The organism is Puniceibacterium antarcticum, assembly GCF_002760615.1.
Lineage (GTDB): Bacteria > Pseudomonadota > Alphaproteobacteria > Rhodobacterales > Rhodobacteraceae > Puniceibacterium > Puniceibacterium antarcticum.
This window is the reverse complement of sequence record NZ_AWWI01000182.1, coordinates 75,952-92,583: the sequence shown is the minus strand read 5'-3', so window position 1 is coordinate 92,583 and position 16,632 is coordinate 75,952. Positions and strand designations below refer to the sequence as shown.

General features: G+C 64.8%; 11 protein-coding genes. 6 read left to right on the top strand and 5 right to left on the bottom strand.

The window, feature by feature from the left end:
* Positions 1–148 precede the first annotated feature (148 nt).
* Complete coding sequence (locus P775_RS26095) at positions 149–1,978, top strand: ABCB family ABC transporter ATP-binding protein/permease (RefSeq protein ID WP_099913724.1); 1,830 nt, start codon at positions 149–151, stop codon at positions 1,976–1,978.
* 181 nt (positions 1,979–2,159) lie between these two features.
* Here P775_RS26095 and P775_RS26090 read toward each other — a convergent pair whose 3' ends face one another.
* Positions 2,160–5,858 carry an efflux RND transporter permease subunit gene (locus P775_RS26090; RefSeq protein WP_099913723.1) on the bottom strand — a complete coding sequence of 1,233 codons (3,699 nt, stop codon included), beginning with the start codon at positions 5,856–5,858 and terminating at the stop codon, positions 2,160–2,162.
* On the bottom strand, positions 5,855–7,150 hold the full coding sequence (locus P775_RS26085) for an efflux RND transporter periplasmic adaptor subunit (RefSeq protein ID WP_099913722.1): 1,296 nt from the start codon (positions 7,148–7,150) through the stop codon (positions 5,855–5,857). Before P775_RS26085 ends, P775_RS26090 begins: the two co-directional genes overlap by 4 nt.
* Before the next feature lie 332 nt (positions 7,151–7,482).
* Between P775_RS26085 and P775_RS26080 the strand changes: the two genes are divergently transcribed.
* The 4 genes from P775_RS26080 (at position 7,483) to P775_RS26065 (ending at position 13,023) form a co-directional block, all read left to right on the top strand.
* Positions 7,483–8,139: a tetratricopeptide repeat protein gene (locus tag P775_RS26080; RefSeq protein ID WP_099913721.1), complete on the top strand. Its 657-nt coding sequence runs from the start codon at positions 7,483–7,485 to the stop codon at positions 8,137–8,139.
* Positions 8,129–9,553 carry a PQQ-like beta-propeller repeat protein gene (locus tag P775_RS26075; protein WP_245875871.1) on the top strand — a complete coding sequence of 475 codons (1,425 nt, stop codon included), beginning with the start codon at positions 8,129–8,131 and terminating at the stop codon, positions 9,551–9,553. Before P775_RS26080 ends, P775_RS26075 begins: the two co-directional genes overlap by 11 nt.
* Before the next feature lie 62 nt (positions 9,554–9,615).
* Entirely contained in the window at positions 9,616–11,073 is a 1,458-nt protein-coding gene (gene der, locus P775_RS26070) for a ribosome biogenesis GTPase Der (RefSeq protein ID WP_099913720.1), read from the top strand.
* A 213-nt stretch (positions 11,074–11,286) separates the two neighbouring features.
* A complete protein-coding gene (locus P775_RS26065) occupies positions 11,287–13,023 on the top strand; it encodes a SulP family inorganic anion transporter (RefSeq protein WP_099913719.1) in 1,737 nt (578 codons plus the stop codon).
* Position 13,024: 1 nt separating this feature from the next.
* Here the strand turns inward: P775_RS26065 and P775_RS26060 are convergent, their stop codons facing one another.
* Positions 13,025–13,882 (bottom strand): EamA family transporter, encoded by an 858-nt coding sequence (locus tag P775_RS26060; protein WP_099913718.1) that lies wholly within the window; start codon positions 13,880–13,882, stop codon positions 13,025–13,027.
* Between the two features lie 78 nt (positions 13,883–13,960).
* On the opposite strand from P775_RS26060, the gene P775_RS26055 reads away from it, so the two are divergent.
* Complete coding sequence (locus P775_RS26055) at positions 13,961–14,449, top strand: MarR family winged helix-turn-helix transcriptional regulator (RefSeq protein ID WP_099913717.1); 489 nt, start codon at positions 13,961–13,963, stop codon at positions 14,447–14,449.
* Between the two features lie 5 nt (positions 14,450–14,454).
* Here P775_RS26055 and P775_RS26050 read toward each other — a convergent pair whose 3' ends face one another.
* Positions 14,455–15,156: a hypothetical protein gene (locus tag P775_RS26050; protein WP_099913716.1), complete on the bottom strand. Its 702-nt coding sequence runs from the start codon at positions 15,154–15,156 to the stop codon at positions 14,455–14,457.
* 3 nt (positions 15,157–15,159) lie between these two features.
* Complete coding sequence (gene serS / locus P775_RS26045) at positions 15,160–16,452, bottom strand: serine--tRNA ligase (RefSeq protein WP_099913715.1); 1,293 nt, start codon at positions 16,450–16,452, stop codon at positions 15,160–15,162.
* Positions 16,453–16,632: the final 180 nt, after the last annotated feature.

Sequence of the window (16,632 nt, the reverse complement as noted above, 5' to 3'; positions counted from 1 at the left end):
GCCCCCGTCGCCCTGACGGGCGACTCCCCCGGGATATTTTTGGGCAGATGAAGCCGGGGCAAGGCGACGCAGGGCGAGGGCCCCGGCTGCGGCTGGCCATTCCGGGGGGCGCGCGCTATCTGAGACGCGGACAGATCAAGGACAGACGATGCCCCCCGACAGCTCTCAGGACGCCGACAGCGCAGACCTTGCCCGCGAAGAGCGCGCCTCGGGCTGGCGCACGATTCGTCGCGTGGGTCCATACCTCTGGCCCAAGGACACACCCTGGGTGCGGCATCGGGTGACGCTGTCGCTGGTGCTGCTGATGGTGGCCAAACTGATCGCCGTGGGCACGCCGCTGCTGTACAAATCCGCCGTCGACACGCTGGGCGGCGATGTGCCGGACCTCGCGCTGGGGGCCATCGGGCTGACCGTGGCCTATGGCATGGCGCGGCTGATGAACGTCGGCTTTCAGCAGCTGCGCGACGGGGTGTTCGCCCGGGTAGGGCAGCGCGCCCTGCGCGCGCTGGCGCTGGAGACGTTCACCCATATCCACCGCATGTCCATGCGCTATCACATCACGCGCAAGACCGGCGGGCTGTCGCGCATCATTGAACGCGGGGTGAAGGGGGTCGATTTCCTGCTGCGCTTTTTGTTGTTCAGCATCGGGCCGCTGGTGCTGGAACTGATGATGATCGCGGGCATCCTGTTCTACCTGTTTGATGTCTGGTATCTGGTGGTCGTGGGCGGCACCATCGCGCTATATGTCTGGTTTACCTTCAAGGTCACCGAATGGCGGGTGAAACTGCGCCGCGAGATGAATGCGCAGGACACCGATGCCAACCAGAAAGCCATCGATTCCCTGCTCAACTTTGAAACGGTCAAGTATTTCGGGGCCGAGTCGCGTGAGGCGCGCCGCTATGATCACGCCATGCAGCACTACGAGGCGGCGGCGGTCAAAACCGCGACCTCGCTGGCGTTCCTCAACTTTGGCCAATCGGTGCTGATCACCTCGGGTCTGGTGGCGGTCATGGTCATGGCGGCGATCGGGGTGCAGAAGGGGGCCATGACCGTCGGCGATTTTGTCATGGTCAACGCCTATATGATCCAGATCACCATGCCGCTGAACTTTCTTGGCACCGTCTATCGTGAGATCCGCCAGAGCCTTGTGGACATGGGTCAGATGTTCGACCTGCTGGGCCAGCCGCCGGAAGTGACCGATAGACCCGGCGCAAAAGATATCGTTGTCACCGGGGGCGTGGTGGAGCTGCACGACATCCGCTTTGGGTATGACGCGACGCGCCCGATCCTGAAGGGGGTGTCTCTGAAGGTTGGTGCGGGCGAGAATGTGGCGCTGGTCGGCCCGTCGGGATCGGGCAAGTCGACCATCGGGCGCTTGTTGTTCCGGTTTTACGATGTGACCGGCGGGGCGCTGACCATCGACGGGCAGGATCTGCGCGATGTCACGCAGAACAGTCTGCACCGGGCGATCGGCGTCGTGCCGCAGGACACTGTGCTGTTCAACGACACGATCCGTTACAATATCGCCTATGGCCGCGACGGTGCCACCGAGGACGAGATCATCGCCGCCGCGCGCTCCGCGCAAATCCACGATTTCATCTCCCGTCTGCCGGAGGGGTATGAGACGATGGTGGGCGAGCGTGGCCTGAAGCTGTCGGGTGGTGAAAAGCAGCGGGTGGGCATTGCGCGCACCCTGCTCAAGAACCCGCCGATCCTGTTGCTGGACGAGGCGACGAGCGCGCTGGATACCGAGACAGAGGCAGAGATCCAGTCGGCCCTGCGGGTCGCGGCCGAGGGGCGCACGGTGATCACCATCGCCCACCGGCTCAGCACCATCGCTGATGCGGACCGCATCGTCGTGTTGCAGGACGGTGCAGTGATGGAAAGCGGCACCCATGACGATCTGCTTGCCCGGCAGGGGCGCTATGCCCAGCTCTGGCAGCGCCAGCAGGCCGAAGATGCAGAGGACGCCGCCTGAGAGGGTCGGCGCAGAATTTTCTCGAAAATTCTGGCTTATCGAAAATTCTGGCTTCGCGAAAACTGTGGCGCGGTCAGCACGCGGCCCGGAGCGGGACCTGTGCTGGCGGGGTGTGCCGTGGCGGTCCGACAGGTAATCTGGCCACCGGTGCGGAATTTTCGCGAAAATTCCGGCGGCGGCGCTATTCTGCCGCGCGCAGCGGGTGGCCTTTTTGCACGATGTCGGGCGCAGTCGTCTCTTCTTCCCACAGGATTTCGGGCGCACGGATGCGGCGGGCGGCGCGGTGCAGCGCCCAGTCCCGCGCGGCGCGACTGGAGCGTCCCAGCGACAGGCGTGCCAGCAGCCGGGCGAACCAGCCCGCATAGGTGACAAGCCAGACCCGCAGCGCCAGCATCGACGGGGTGAACACCAGCGTCAGCACCGTCGCGATCCCCAGACCGAACACCACCGCCGTCGCCAGCTGTTTCCACCACAGGGCTGTCGGCGAATCGATGGAATAGCCGCCACCGAAGAAATCAAGGCTGAGGCCGAACATCATCGGTGCCAGCCCCGCCATGGTGGTGATCGTGGTCAGCAGAACCGGGCGGATGCGGTCCTCTGCGGTGCGGATGATCGCCTCGATCCGTGGCATGAAGCGTTCGTATTCCTGATAGGTGTCGATCAGCACAATGTTGTTGTTCACGACGATTCCCGCCAGCGCGACGATCCCGGTGCCGGTCATGATGATGCTGAAGGTCTGCCCCATCACCAGCATCCCGATCAGCACGCCGGCGGTGGACAGCACCACCGCCAGCAGCACCAGCGTGGCATTGTAGAAGGAATTGAACTGCGCCAGCAGGATGATGAACATCAGCCCCAGCGCCGCGCCAAAGGCCTTGCCCAGAAAGGCGGTGCTTTCCTCCTGTTCCTCCTGATCGCCGGTCCATTCCGTGGTGATCCCGGCGGGCAGCGGATTTGTGGCCAGCCAGTCGTTCATCACAGCGATGCGTTCATTGGCATTGACCGGCACCGCGCGCAGATCGCCGCCCTGCGCTGCGGCCTGCAACGGTTGCAGCAGTTCTGGTGCCACCGCGTAGTCGCCGCCGTCAAAGGCAAAGGAAACCAGACCGGCGCTCGGGTTCGTGCCTGCCAGTGCAAGGGTCTGCACAGAGGCGCCGCTGCCGGTGACAAGGCTGACCAGACCGGGGCTCACATCCGCCTTGACGTCAAAGTAGCGCTTCTGGTCGATCCGGTTGATCTCGGCCAGTTTGGCCACCGGCTTGCGGGTGACAAAGTTTGACAGCGGCACAAGCCCGTCCGCCGTGCGCACCTTGAGCGTGTCCAGTGTCGAGAGCAGCCGGTCCCGTTCGGGCAGGCGCACGCGGATGTCGATTTCCTCGTCCGACGAATCGACCCGCATCGTGTCAAGCAGCAGCCCGCGCGTGACCAGCTGCACCATGGCGCCCACGGCGGCGACGTTGGCACCGTAGCGGCCGGCCTTTTCCACATCCACGTCGATCTGCCAGTCGATGCCGGGCAGGGGCAGCGTGTCTTCGATCTGGGTCAGCCCGGGTGTTTGCTCGAACTTTGCGCGCGTCCGCGTGGTCGCCTCCAGCAGGGTCTGCCAGTCATCCCCCTTGAGGCGCAGATGCAGCGGCTTGCCACTGGCAGGCCCGCCCTCCAGCGCGGTAACCTCGGTCTTGATGCCGGGGATCTTCGCCAGCGCGCTGCTCAACTCCTGAATGACAAGATTGCCGTCCAGATCGGGACGGTCGGCGCGCTCTTCCCAAGGGATCATCTCGAACTGGATCTGGCCGATCTCGTCCTTGGGGCCCTGTGCACCGCCATTGTTGGAATCCAGCCCGCCCTGACCGGCAAAGGCAAAGCTGCTTCTGACGCCGGGATGGGCCAGCACCACCGCCTCGGCCCGCTTCACCAGCGCATCCTTTTCGGTCAGGCTGAGGTTGCCGCGTGCGCGGACATAGACAATCGCCTGTTCCGGTTCGGAATCGACAAAGAATTCAACGCCGTTGTTATGCGCGCCGTAATAGCTGAAGGTGCTGACCACAAACACCCCGACCAGCCCGATGGTGACCAGCGGCATGATCGGATTGGCGGTCAGGGCCGCGATGCACCAGCCAAACGCCGTCCGCCGGTACCGCCCGTCGATGCGGCCTCTGCGCCGCTCGATCCGGGCGGCATCCATCACAACCGACGCGCAGACGGCAAACAGGGTGAACACCACAACACCCGGCAGCCGCCCCAGCGGGCCGGGGGCGATGGGCGCAAACAGATAGGCCGGGTTCAGCACCATCATTGCGCCGACAAACATGCCAAACAGCACCAGCGGCACCAGGGCGGCGCGCACAATCCAGGGCAGGCGACGTTTCAGCACCTCTGTTGCGCGGTCCAGCTGGCGGGAAAACCGTCCCGACACGCCCCCCATCACCGGCAGATAGATCAGCGCCACCACAAGCGAAGCCGAGAGCACGAAGATCAGCGTGACCGGCAGCATCCCCATGAACTGCCCCGGCACACCCGGCCAGAACAGCATGGGCATAAAGGCGCATAGCGTGGTCGCGGTGGACGACACCACCGGCCAGAACATCCGCTTTGCCGCCTCGACATAGGCGCTCATGGGGCCGACCCCTTCGGAAATGCGCTTGTCGGCATATTCCACCACCACGATGGCCCCATCGACCAGCATGCCCACCGCCAGAATCAGGCCGAACATCACGATGTTGGAAATGCTGATTCCCATCAGCGCGAGGAAGGCAAAGCACAGCAGGAAAGACGTCGGAATGGCGAACCCCACCAGCAAGGCGGGCCGCGTGCCAAGCGAGGCAAGCACCACGATCATCACCAGCGCGATGGCGGTCAAAACCGACCCCTCAAGCTGGCTGACCATGCTTTCCACTTGCCGGGACTGGTCGTTGGACGTGCCCAGCTTCACCGCCGCGCGCAGATCGGGCGGCCAGGCCTGTTCGGCCGCCGCCACCTCGGCCTTGATCTGATCCACCGTGTCGATCAGGTTGAACCCCTTGCGCTTGACCACCTGCAGGGCAATCGCATTTTCGCCGTTGAACCGTGCGGTGCCGGTGCGGTCCTCGAAGGTCAGCGTGATGCGCGCCAGATCCCCCAGCGTCACCACCCTGTCGCCGTTCACCTTGACCGGCAGGGCATAGATGTCCTGCGGGGTGCTGAAGCTTGACGGGATCTTGACGGAAAACGTGCCGTTCTGGGTCTCGACCTCACCCGCCGCGATCAGCTGGTTGTTGTTCTGCACCACATTGATCAGCTCACCCGCCGTGACATTGTAGGATTCAAGCCGCAGCGGATCGATCTGCACCTCGATCATCTCGTCACGCTGCCCGGCGATCCCGGCCTCCAACACCGCGTCCAGCCCTTCAAGGCGATCCTGCAGATCCTTGGCCACGCGGGCCATGGTGCGTTCGGGCACTGCGCCGGTCAGGTTCACGATGATGATCGGAAATTCGGAAAAGTTGATCTCGGTGATCGTGTACTGTTCGGCTCCGGCGGGGAATTTCGCCTGCGCCTTGGTCATGGCGTCACGCACATCGGCCATGATCTTGGTCTTGTCCCAGCCGAACTCGAACTCCATCTGCGCGCCGGCATAGCCTTCGGCGGCGGTGCCACCCAGCGACTTCAGCCCGTCCAGATCCGACAGTTCCGTTTCCATCGGCTTGACCAGCAGCGTCTCGGAATCCTCTGCGGAAATGCCCGGAAAGGGGACAGAGACGAACAGCGCCGGGATTTCGATATCCGGCTCGCCCTCCTTGGGCAGGGCGATATAGGCATAGGCGCCGACCACAAGGCTCAGCAGGATGAAGGCCATCACCATCCGCGCGCGGCTTGCGGCCCAGTCGACCAGACCGGTCATTGAATCACATCCTCAAAACTCGGGGCGACGGGCACATCGTCGATGACATATTCCTGACCCACGGTGATGATGTCGACCTGATCCGGCAGCCCGGTCAGCAACATGCCCTGCGGCGTGTCGCGCAGCACCTCGACCGGCAGGAACTGCGCGCGACTGTCGCCATCCACCCCGCGCACACCCAGGGCGCCGTCATCGTTCAGCGTCAGCGCCGATTGCGGCACCAGATGCGCAAGCGCCCCGGCGGCAGAGATCATGATTTCCGCCGTCTGCCCGGCGCGCAGGGCACGGTCGGGGTTGGGCACGGTGATTTCCACCCGAAAGGTGCGTGTCACCGGATCAGCGCTGCGTGACAGAAAGGTCACCTGTCCCGCAACATCGCCGCCTTCGGTCAGGCGGGCCCCGGCGGGGGCGCCGACCTTGACGCGCGCCACGCTCAGCTCTGGCACAAAACCCACCAGCTTGATCGGGTCAAGCTGGATGATCGTTGCGCACAGCCCGCTGCCCCCCTGCGACTGCATCAGGCTGCCCAGCTCGGCGGTGTCGGTTTCCAGCAGGCCGGAAAACGGCGCATGGATCGTCAGGCGGTCAATCTCGGTCTGGGCGCGGGCCACGGCGGCCTCGGCGCTCTGGATTGCGGCATCGACGCCCTGCATGCCCGATTGCGCCGCCTTCAGCCCCGCCTCGGCACTGCTGACCGCCGCCTCGGCGCTGCGTTTGGACGCCTGCGCGCCGGCCACGCGGGTGTCGCTGGCGAATCCACCCTGCGACAGCTTGGTTGCGGCATTCTCGTTGATCTGGGCCTCCTGCAGCAGGGCGCGCGCCTCTTCGACGCGGGCGCTGGCCTCTGGCACGCGGGCCTCTGTTTCTGGAATACGGGCGCGCGCCTCGGACAGCATGCCCTGCGCCTCGGCCAGATTGGCAAGGCTGGTGCCGGGGTCAAGCTTGCACAGAACCTGTCCGGCCTCGACAGAACTGCCCTTGCGCAGCGGATCTGAAATCACCTTGCCGCTGCTTTCCGCCAGCACATCCACAGCGCGCAGCGCCTGGGTTTCGCCACGCAGCACAACGGCGCTGTCCACCTCTTGCGCAATCGAATGCATCGCCATCACCGCAACAACGCCCGCCGCCGTGCCGGGCGCGGGCGCGCTCTCAGCCTCGGGCGCGGCGACCGGTTCGGCCGTGTCCCCCGGGCTCATCGCCTGCGCGAACTGCATCAGCCGGTCCCGCTCGATCACCAGGGCATAGAGCACGATGGCGACGGTCAAGGCGGTCAGGATCGGAAGAAGACGCATGGCAAAGGGTCCTGTCTGGCTTGGAATCCGGCCCGCAGGCCCGGCAGTCTGGTCTGATCTCCCCCTGCTTACGCGCGAAAGGCCGTTTCAGACTAAAATCTGCATCATCTTCACTCAAGCCGCAGTGTGACGCGAAGTCAATTTAGATGCCACATCCTGTCGGGGATGTCGCAGCCGTCACAGCGCAGCGCCGGTCGGGGCAGGCAGCGGTGCACACGGGGGTGCACACGGGGGTGCAGGCGGGGAATGCCGCGCCGGGATCAGATGGCTTGGCAGTCACCGGCAGGCGGGTTAAGAGGGGGCCAACCGGATAACCCGATGCGAGGCGCCCCTTGAGCAATACCGACAGTTTCATCAACGAAGTGACCGAAGAGGTCCGGCGCGACCGGCTGTATGGCGGGCTTCGGAAATATGGCTGGATCGCTGTCCTGGGGGTGATCTTGATCGTCGGCGGGGCCGCCTGGCGCGAATATCAGAAGGTGCAGGATGAGGCCGCAGCGCAGGCCTTTGGGGATGCGATCACCGCCGCTCTCGAAGAGCCGGATACAGCGGCGCGCATCACAGCACTTGAGGCGATCACACCCGCTCAGCCCGGCGCAAAGGCCGTTCTGAACATGCTGCTCGCCTCGCAACAAGGCGACGCCGATCAGGGCGCTGCCGCGACGCAGACGCTCGAATCCGTGGCCAATGACAATGCCGTGCCGCTGATCTACCGCCAGATCGCCAGCTTCAAGGCGATGACAAGCGCGCACAGCACCCTGACCATCGACGAACGCCGCGCCGGGTTTCAGGATCTGGCGACACCCGGCTCTGCCCTGCGGCTTCTGGCCGAGGAACAGCTGGCCCTGCTGGACATCGAAGCGGGCGATACCGACGCTGCAATCGAAAAGCTGAAGGTGATTCTGTCCGACAGCCAGACCACGACAGGCTTGCGCCGCCGCGCGTCGCAGTTGATTGTGTCGCTGGGCGGAACGCTTGATGCAGCCTGACAAAATCCGCCCCGGTCCGGTTGGACGGGGCAGCCCCGCCGCACCGGCAGGGCACAGCAAGACGATGACGGACCACGGGGGCAGAGCTTTGCGCAATTTCACGATACTCGCCGGACTGCTGGGGGCGACCCTGCTGGCCGCCTGTGGCGAAAACGAACCGATTCTGCCCGGCGAACGCCTTGGCATCCGCGAAGTGCTGCAATCGCGCGGCGCCGAACCTGCGCCGCCGCCCAACAGCGCCCGGGCGATCAGCCTTGCGGGACAGGTCGCAAACACCTCCTGGCCGCAAAGCGCGGTCAGCCCCTTTGTGCGCACGGAAAATGCAGCACTTGCCGCCAGCCTGTCGCCGCTCTGGGCGGTGAACATCGGGCAGGGTGACAGCAGCCGGTACAAGCTCAACACCGATCCGGTGGCGCTGGACGGGCGCATCTTCACCATGGACAGCGCCAGCAAGGTCACAGCCGTGTCGACGGCGGGGCGGGTGCTCTGGACCCATGATCTGACGCCGCTGCGCGATGCGGATGACCAGGCGCAGGGCGGCGGATTCGCCGCCGCAAACGGGCGGCTTTACGTAAGTTCCGGCTTTGGCACGCTCAGCGCACTTGATGCCGCCACAGGCGCCGAAATCTGGACCCAGCGGCTCGACAACACCGCCACCGGTGCACCGACCTACCGCGACGGCGTGATCTACCTCACCTCGGGCGACACACTGGGCTGGGCGATCGAGGCGCAGGATGGACGCATCCGCTGGCAGATCGAAGGTGTCGGCAATATCAACAACGTGGCAGGCGCCCCGGCCCCGGCCGTGGATGATCAGCGCGTGGTCTTTGCCTATGGCGACGGCACCGTTCAGGCGGCCTTCCGTCAGGGCGGCCTGCGTCTGTGGAACGCGGCAATCGTGGGCGGGCGCACGGGGTCTGCCATTGCGCTGATCAACGATGTGACCGGCGATCCGCTGATCGCGGGCGACAGCGTCTATGCCGGCAATTTCTCTGGCCGCACGGTCGCCTTTGACAAGGCGACGGGCGAACGGCGCTGGACGGCCCAGCAGGGCGCGCTGGGTCCCATGTGGCCCGCAGGGGATTCGGTGTTCTTTGTCTCTGACCGAAACAAGCTGGTGCGGCTCGATGCCCGCGACGGCACCCAGATCTGGGAAGTGGACCTGCCGGGATACCTGCAGCGCAAGAATCCGCAGAAACAGCGGGACCGCACCTATGCCAATCTTGGCCCGATCATGGCGGGTGGTCGGCTGATCGTCGCTTCGACCGACGGGCAGATTCGCGGCTTTGATCCGGCCAGCGGCGCGCTTGTCTCCTCGACCGCCATAGACGGCGGCGCGACCACCCGGCCCATCGTTGTGAACGGCGTGCTCTACGTGGTCTCGGGCAAGGGGCAATTGCACGCTTTCCGTTGACGGCGCTTTACGATAGAGGGACGGCTTGAAACGGGCGGCATGCCGACCCGAGGAGCCTGACCATGACATTTTCCCTCGCCATCGTGGGACGCCCCAATGTGGGCAAATCTACCCTGTTCAACCGCCTTGTGGGCAAACGTCTGGCTTTGGTCGACGATCAGCCGGGTGTGACCCGCGATCTGCGCGAAGGTGCGGCGCGCCTCGGCGATCTGCGATTCACCGTGATCGACACCGCCGGCCTTGAAGAGGCAACTGACGAATCGCTGCAGGGCCGGATGCGCAAGCTGACCGAACGGGCCGTCGATATGGCGGATATCTGCCTGTTCTTGATCGACGCACGCGCCGGTGTGACGCCCATGGACGAAGTTCTGGCCGAAATCCTGCGCAAACGTGCCAAACATGTGATCCTTGCCGCAAACAAGGGCGAAGGATCGGCGGCGGACGCCGGTGTGCTTGAGGCCTATGGCCTTGGCCTTGGCGAACCCATCCGCCTGTCGGCAGAACATGGCGAAGGTCTGAACGACCTTTATGCCCAGCTCATGCCGCTGTCGGACGCCTATGAAGAGAGCGCCGAAGAAGAAGCGCCCGAAATCGATGTGGATGTCGGCGAAGAGGATGTTGATTCGCCCCGCCCCATCACCAAGGCAAAGCCGCTGCAGATCGCCGTCGTGGGCCGCCCCAATGCGGGCAAATCCACCCTGATCAACCAGATCATGGGAGAAGAGCGCCTGCTGACCGGGCCAGAGGCCGGGATCACCCGCGATGCGATTTCCGTGCAGATCGACTGGGAAGGTGTGCCAATGCGCATCTTTGACACGGCCGGCATGCGCAAAAAGGCCAAGATTCAGGAAAAACTGGAAAAGCTGTCGGTCTCTGACGGGTTGCGCGCGGTAAAATTCGCCGAGGTGGTGGTTATTCTGCTCGACGCAGCCATTCCGTTCGAACAGCAGGATCTGCGCATCGCGGATCTGGCCGAACGCGAAGGCCGCGCCGTGGTCATCGCGGTCAACAAATGGGACATCGAAGACGACAAGCAGGACAAGCTGAAAATGCTGCGCGAGGAATTCACGCGCCTGCTGCCCCAGCTGCGCGGCGCGCCGCTTGTCACGGTTTCCGCCAAGACTGGCAAGGGGCTGGACCGCCTGCATGCGGCAATCATGAAAGCGCACACCGTCTGGAACCGCCGCGTGACCACCGCCCAGCTGAACCGCTGGCTGTCGGGCATGCTGGAACAGCACCCGCCCCCCGCGCCGCAGGGCAAGCGGATCAAGCTGCGCTACATGACGCAGGCCAAGACCCGTCCCCCAGGCTTTGTGGTGATGTGCTCGCATCCCGACAAGATGCCGGAAAGCTATTCGCGCTACCTCGTGAACTCTTTGCGCGAAGATTTCGACATGCCCGGCACGCCGATCCGCCTTTATATGCGCGGCCAGTCGGATCAGAATCCCTATAAGGGCCGCCGCAAGACCAATGCCGGCGCTTTGACCAAGCACCTTGGGAAGCGGCCAACCAACAAATGAGCCAGGCCTGATCCCATTGAGCGCGCGTGCCGCGCGCGCTCTTTTCTGGTGCCCGTGGCGGGCGCGAGCCCGGATTTCAGGCACGTTGAGGTTTGACAGTGCTCAATACGTATTCTTTTTTATGAATACGTATTGAGTTGGCAAGCTATTCAAAATAGATACGCCCTGCGCCGCGCCCCCTTTCGGGGGCCGCAACCCGCAGGGGATCCCGCCATGAGCAGCTCAAAATTCGCCCGTTACCTGCCAATCCTCGACTGGGGGCGCCGTTATGACCGCGCCGCCCTTGGCAGTGACCTGCTGGCGGCGGTGATCGTCACCATCATGCTGATCCCGCAATCGCTGGCCTATGCGCTGCTGGCGGGCCTGCCGCCCGAGGCGGGGCTTTACGCCTCGATCCTGCCGATCCTGCTGTATGCCATCTTTGGCACCAGCCGCACGCTGGCGGTGGGGCCGGTTGCGATCGTGTCGCTGATGACCGCCGCCGCCATCGGTAAGATCGCAACCCAAGGCAGCGCCGATTACGCCAGCGCCGCGCTGACGCTGGCGCTGCTTTCGGGGGGGATCCTGCTGATTATGGGGGTGTTCCGGCTGGGCTTTCTGGTCAACTTCCTGTCGCATCCGGTGATTTCCGGCTTTATCACCGCCTCTGGCATCCTGATCGCCGCGAGCCAGCTCAAGAACATCCTTGGCATTCCCGCAACCGGCCACACCCTGATCGAAACGCTGATCTCACTGGCCCGCCATCTGGGGGCGGTCAACCTCTGGACGCTGGCGATAGGTGCCAGCACCACCGCCTTTCTGTTCTGGGTGCGCAAGGGGCTGAAGCCGCTGCTGCGGGGCTGGGGCCTGTCCCCCGCCGTGGCGGATGGCATCGCCAAGGCCGGTCCGGTTCTGGCGGTTGTCGCAACCACCCTGCTGGTCTGGGCGCTGGGGCTTGAGGCGCGCGGCGTCAGCGTGGTCGGTGCCCTGCCGCAAAGCCTGCCGCCGCTGACCCTGCCGGGGCTGTCGCTGGACCTGATGCGGCAATTGCTGATGCCCGCGCTGCTCATCTCGGTCATCGGCTTTGTCGGCTCGATTTCTGTGGCGCAGACGCTGGCCGTGCGCCGCCGCCAGCGCGTCGATGCGGATCAGGAACTGATCGGCCTTGGCATCGCCAACCTTGGCGCGGCCTTCACCGGCGGCTTTCCGGTGACCGGCGGTTTTGCCCGTTCGGTCGTGAACTATGACGCGGGCGCGCAAACCCCCGCCGCCGGGGCCTATACCGCCGTGGGTCTGGGGATCGCTGCGCTGATGCTGACGCCGCTGATCCATTACCTGCCGAACGCCACACTGGCCGCGACGATCATCGTGGCGGTGCTGGGGCTGGTGGATCTGAACATCCTGAAAACCGCCTGGTGCTATTCCCGCGCCGATTTTGCTGCCGTCGCCGTAACAATGGCCGCGACCCTGCTCATCGGGGTCGAGGCGGGCGTATCTGCCGGTGTGCTGCTGTCGATCCTGCTGCATCTGCAAAAAACCTCGCATCCTCATGTGGCTGAGGTGGGGCTGGTCCCGGGCACGCAGCATTTCCGCAACATCCTGCGCCACAAGGTTGAAACCGACCCCAGCGTGCTGACCCTGCGGGTGGATGAAAGCCTGTATTTCGCCAATGCCCGGTTTCTTGAGGATTACATTTCCAACCGCGTGGCCGAAGATACGCCGCTGCGCCACGTGATTCTGATGTGTTCGGCAGTGAACGAGGTTGATCTGAGCGCGGTTGAATCGCTTGAGGCGATCAACACCCGCCTGTCGGAGCTGGGAGTGAAATTGCACCTGTCCGAGGTGAAAGGCCCCGTCATGGACCGCCTCAAACGGGGTCATCTGCTGACCTGTCTAACCGGGCAGGTGTTCCTGTCGCAATACGATGCCTACCGCAGCGTTGTGGCGCAGGGCGCCGCCGCGGCAGAGTGATTCATGCCAGACGGGGCCGCGCCGGGCGCGAGCCCAGCCAGACACAGACCACAACGATTGCCGCACCGCTCAGCTGCGCCGGGCTAAGGTTTTCGCCCAGGATCAGCCAACCCAGCAGAACCGCCGTCAGCGGGCTGAGGAAGCCAAAGGCGGTGACCCCTGCAGGTCCCAGCCGCTCGATCCCGCGAAACCACACAAAATAGGTATAGGCGCCGCCGATCAGGCAAAGCCAGACAAACCCCGCGATGTTTAGCACGTTCAGCGCGGGCAGGGGTGGTTCCACCCACAGCGCCACGGGTAGCAACAGCAGGCCGCCTGCGGTCAGCTGCCAGGCGGTAAAGGTCAGTGCTGCCACCGGAGGTTGCCATTTGCGCGTCAGCACCACGCCGCAGGCCATCGACACCGCCCCGACCAGCGCGGCGACAAGGCCCGGCCCATCCAGCGCCGCACCGGGCCCCAGCACCAACAGCGCTACGCCAAAGATGCCCGCCATGGCCGCGATCAGCCCCCGCGCCGTCAGCGGTGTCCCCAGCGCGATGCGCGCCAGAAACAGCACCAGCAGCGGTTGGATCGCACCCAGCGTCGCCGCCACCCCGCCGGGCAGGCGGTAGGCGGCAAAGAACAGCGCCGACAGGAAAATGGCAAAGTTCAGCGCCCCCAGCACCGCCAGCCGCCCCAGCCAGTCCACCGGCGGCAATTTCCGCGTCACCAGCAGCAACAACAGCCCCGCAGGCAGGGCGCGCAGCACGCCATCCGTGAGCGGATAGCCCGGCGGCAGCAGTTGCGAGGTGACGATATAGGTGGTGCCCCAGATCGCCGGGGCAGAAGCGGCAAGCAGGGCGTCAACGGTTCTGGACATCTTGTCTTCCTTAATCTTGACGTCAAGGTATGTCCGGAAATCTTGACGTCAAGATAAAATCGCGCTAGCCCCGGGGCCATGGATCATGTGGATCACATTCTTGCCCAATGGCACCGTGAACGCCCGGACCTTGACGTCGGGCCGATGGGCACGTTCGGGCGGCTCAAACGGCTGACCGATCATCTCTCGGACGGTCTGTCGCAGGTGTTCAAGGCGCATGATCTGACCGCGGCCAGCTTTGATGTGCTCGCCACCCTGCGCCGGGCGGGTGCGCCTTATGCGCTCAGCCCCTCCGACCTTATGGGCTGGACCATGGTGACCTCGGGCACGATGACCAACCGGCTCGACCGGTTAGAGGGGGCAGGCCTGATCGAACGCCGCCCCAACCCGCAGGACGGGCGGGGGTCGGTTGTCGCCCTGTCGGACCGGGGATTTGCACTGATTGATCAGGTGGTCACGGACCATGTGGCGCGTCAGCATCAGCTGATCGCGGCCCTGCCGCCGGAAATGCGCGCCGCCCTGGACGCCGCGCTGAAAAGCTGGCTCTCGGGATTTGAGACGCCTTAGGACGCCTATTCCGTGTCCGTACCGCGCAGCGCCAGAATGGCAAAGATGCCCAGCACGGCCAGCCCCGCGACGGCAATGTTCAGCGGCTGGTAATTCGCCACGATCACCCCGACCAGCGCCCAGATCACCGTGATGCCGTAGCTTGGCGCGCGGTGCAGCCGGAACTGCACCACAACCGCAATGATCAGCCCGATCGTCAGCGCCAGCAGCGCCGCCGGGGTTTGCGGCAACACGCCATAGCCCGCCAGCATCAGCCCAACCGAAACGGCACTCGCCGCCGTCAGCCAGCCCGCATAGATCGCAACCGGCGTCTGTTGCAGCCACCGGTCAGTGTCCCCGACCCGGAACAGCGCCACCAGCGCCGCCCCCAGCATGACCCAGATCAGCACCGTCGCCAGTGCGGGCGACACCATCGCCACGGGCAACCAGACCGTCCCGACCGCAAGGCTGACAAACAGCGGCGGGCGCATGGCCGCCCAGTCCGCATCATCGCCCCGCCGCAGCGCCCCAAACACTGCGCCGACCAGCAGCCAGGCATAGATCAGCCCCCAGATAGCAAAGGCATAGCCCGCAGGCTGCACCGGCGGGTTCTCTTGCGGTACGGGAAACTGATCCGCCCGAAAGCCGTTGAATCCGTCGACCAGGAAAGGCGACGCGGCAAAGGCCAGCGTCGCCACAAGCACCAGAATGGACCAGATCCGCGCCATGAATTAAACCAGTTCGCCGGCGGCGGTGATCCGCGTCTTGCCGCGCAGCCAGGGGTGCAGCGCCTCGGGCAGATCGACCGATCCATCCGCCTGCTGGCCATTTTCCAGCACCGCGATGAGGCAGCGCCCGACGGCCAGACCAGAGCCATTCAGCGTATGCACGAACTCTGGCTTGCCACCACCGGCGGGCTTGAATCGCGCATTCATCCGACGCGCCTGAAAATCGCCGCAGACCGAGATCGAGCTGATCTCGCGATAGGTGTTCTGCCCCGGCAGCCAGACCTCAAGGTCATGGGTGCGCCGTGCGCCGAACCCGATGTCACCGGTGCACAGGACCATGGTGCGGAAGGGCAGGCCCAGACGGCGCAGGATGCCTTCGGCGCAATCGGTCATGCGGTCCAGCTCGGCCCGGCTGTGATCGGGGCGGGTGACGCTGACCATCTCGACCTTCTCGAACTGGTGCTGGCGCAGCATGCCTGCCGTGTCGCGGCCCGCCGATCCGGCCTCGGAGCGGAAGCATTGGGTGTGGGCGACGTAGCGGCGCGGCAGGGTGCCTTCTTCGACCGTCAAGCCATTGACGATATTGGTCAAAGTCACCTCAGCCGTCGGGACCAGCCACCATCCGTTTGTGGTACGGTAGGAATCCTCGCCGAACTTCGGCAGCTGCCCGGTGCCCAGCATCATCTCGTCACGCACCAGAACCGGCGTCCAGGTCTCGGACAGGCCGTTTTCTTCGACATGGGTGTCGAGCATGAACTGCGCGAGGGCGCGGTGGACGCGGGCGACGGCGCCCGACAGCACCACAAAGCGGGCACCCGAGAGTTTGGCCGCCGTCTCGAAATCCATGCCGGGGATCACGGCGGGGATGTCGTAATGCTCTTTCGGGGCGAAATCGAGCGTGCGGGGGGTGCCCCAGCGGCGCATCTCGACATTCTCGCTCTCGTCCTTGCCATCGGGCGTGTCGTCAAACGGCAGGTTCGGAATGGACATCAGCAGCGCGGTCAGCTCCTCGTCCAGCTCTTTGGCGCGGGTCTGCATGGCCGCCACTTCGGCCTTCTTGTCGCCCACCAGCGCGCGCAGCCGCTCGAATTCGGCCTCATCGCCGCTCGCCTTGGCACGGCCCACATCCTTGGACGCGGCGTTCTGTTCGGCCTGCGCCGTTTCGGCGGCATGGATCGCGCCGCGCCGCGCTTCGTCAAGGCTCAGGATCTGGCCCGACACACCCTCGGCCCCACGACGAGAGAGCGCTGCGTCAAACGCAGCCGGGTTGTCGCGAAGGGCACGGATGTCATGCATGGGATCAGTCCTTGGAAGGCTAAATTGAGTCGTCGGGGTCTTATGCAACAGAATCTTGCCAAGGTGTAGGGCGGGGATGCAGGAGTGGCCATTGACGCAGACAATGTCAGGGGATGCCGAAAGCAAAAGCGCCCAGACTGGGCGTGCCTTTCGCATCAAAGCGGAGCACTGGCAAGACGG

What these genes read in the sequence shown, in the direction of transcription:
- P775_RS26065 (WP_099913719.1), top strand. Translation starts at nt 11,287, where the DNA reads ATGAGCAGCTCAAAATTCGCCCGTTACCTGCCAATCCTCGACTGGGGG.
- P775_RS26050 (WP_099913716.1), bottom strand. Translation starts at nt 15,156, where the DNA reads ATGGCGCGGATCTGGTCCATTCTGGTGCTTGTGGCGACGCTGGCCTTT.
- P775_RS26075 (WP_245875871.1), top strand. Translation starts at nt 8,129, where the DNA reads ATGCAGCCTGACAAAATCCGCCCCGGTCCGGTTGGACGGGGCAGCCCC.
- P775_RS26055 (WP_099913717.1), top strand. Translation starts at nt 13,961, where the DNA reads ATGGATCATGTGGATCACATTCTTGCCCAATGGCACCGTGAACGCCCG.
- P775_RS26060 (WP_099913718.1), bottom strand. Translation starts at nt 13,882, where the DNA reads ATGTCCAGAACCGTTGACGCCCTGCTTGCCGCTTCTGCCCCGGCGATC.
- P775_RS26090 (WP_099913723.1), bottom strand. Translation starts at nt 5,858, where the DNA reads ATGACCGGTCTGGTCGACTGGGCCGCAAGCCGCGCGCGGATGGTGATG.
- P775_RS26095 (WP_099913724.1), top strand. Translation starts at nt 149, where the DNA reads ATGCCCCCCGACAGCTCTCAGGACGCCGACAGCGCAGACCTTGCCCGC.
- P775_RS26085 (WP_099913722.1), bottom strand. Translation starts at nt 7,150, where the DNA reads ATGCGTCTTCTTCCGATCCTGACCGCCTTGACCGTCGCCATCGTGCTC.
- serS (WP_099913715.1), bottom strand. Translation starts at nt 16,452, where the DNA reads ATGCATGACATCCGTGCCCTTCGCGACAACCCGGCTGCGTTTGACGCA.
- der (WP_099913720.1), top strand. Translation starts at nt 9,616, where the DNA reads ATGACATTTTCCCTCGCCATCGTGGGACGCCCCAATGTGGGCAAATCT.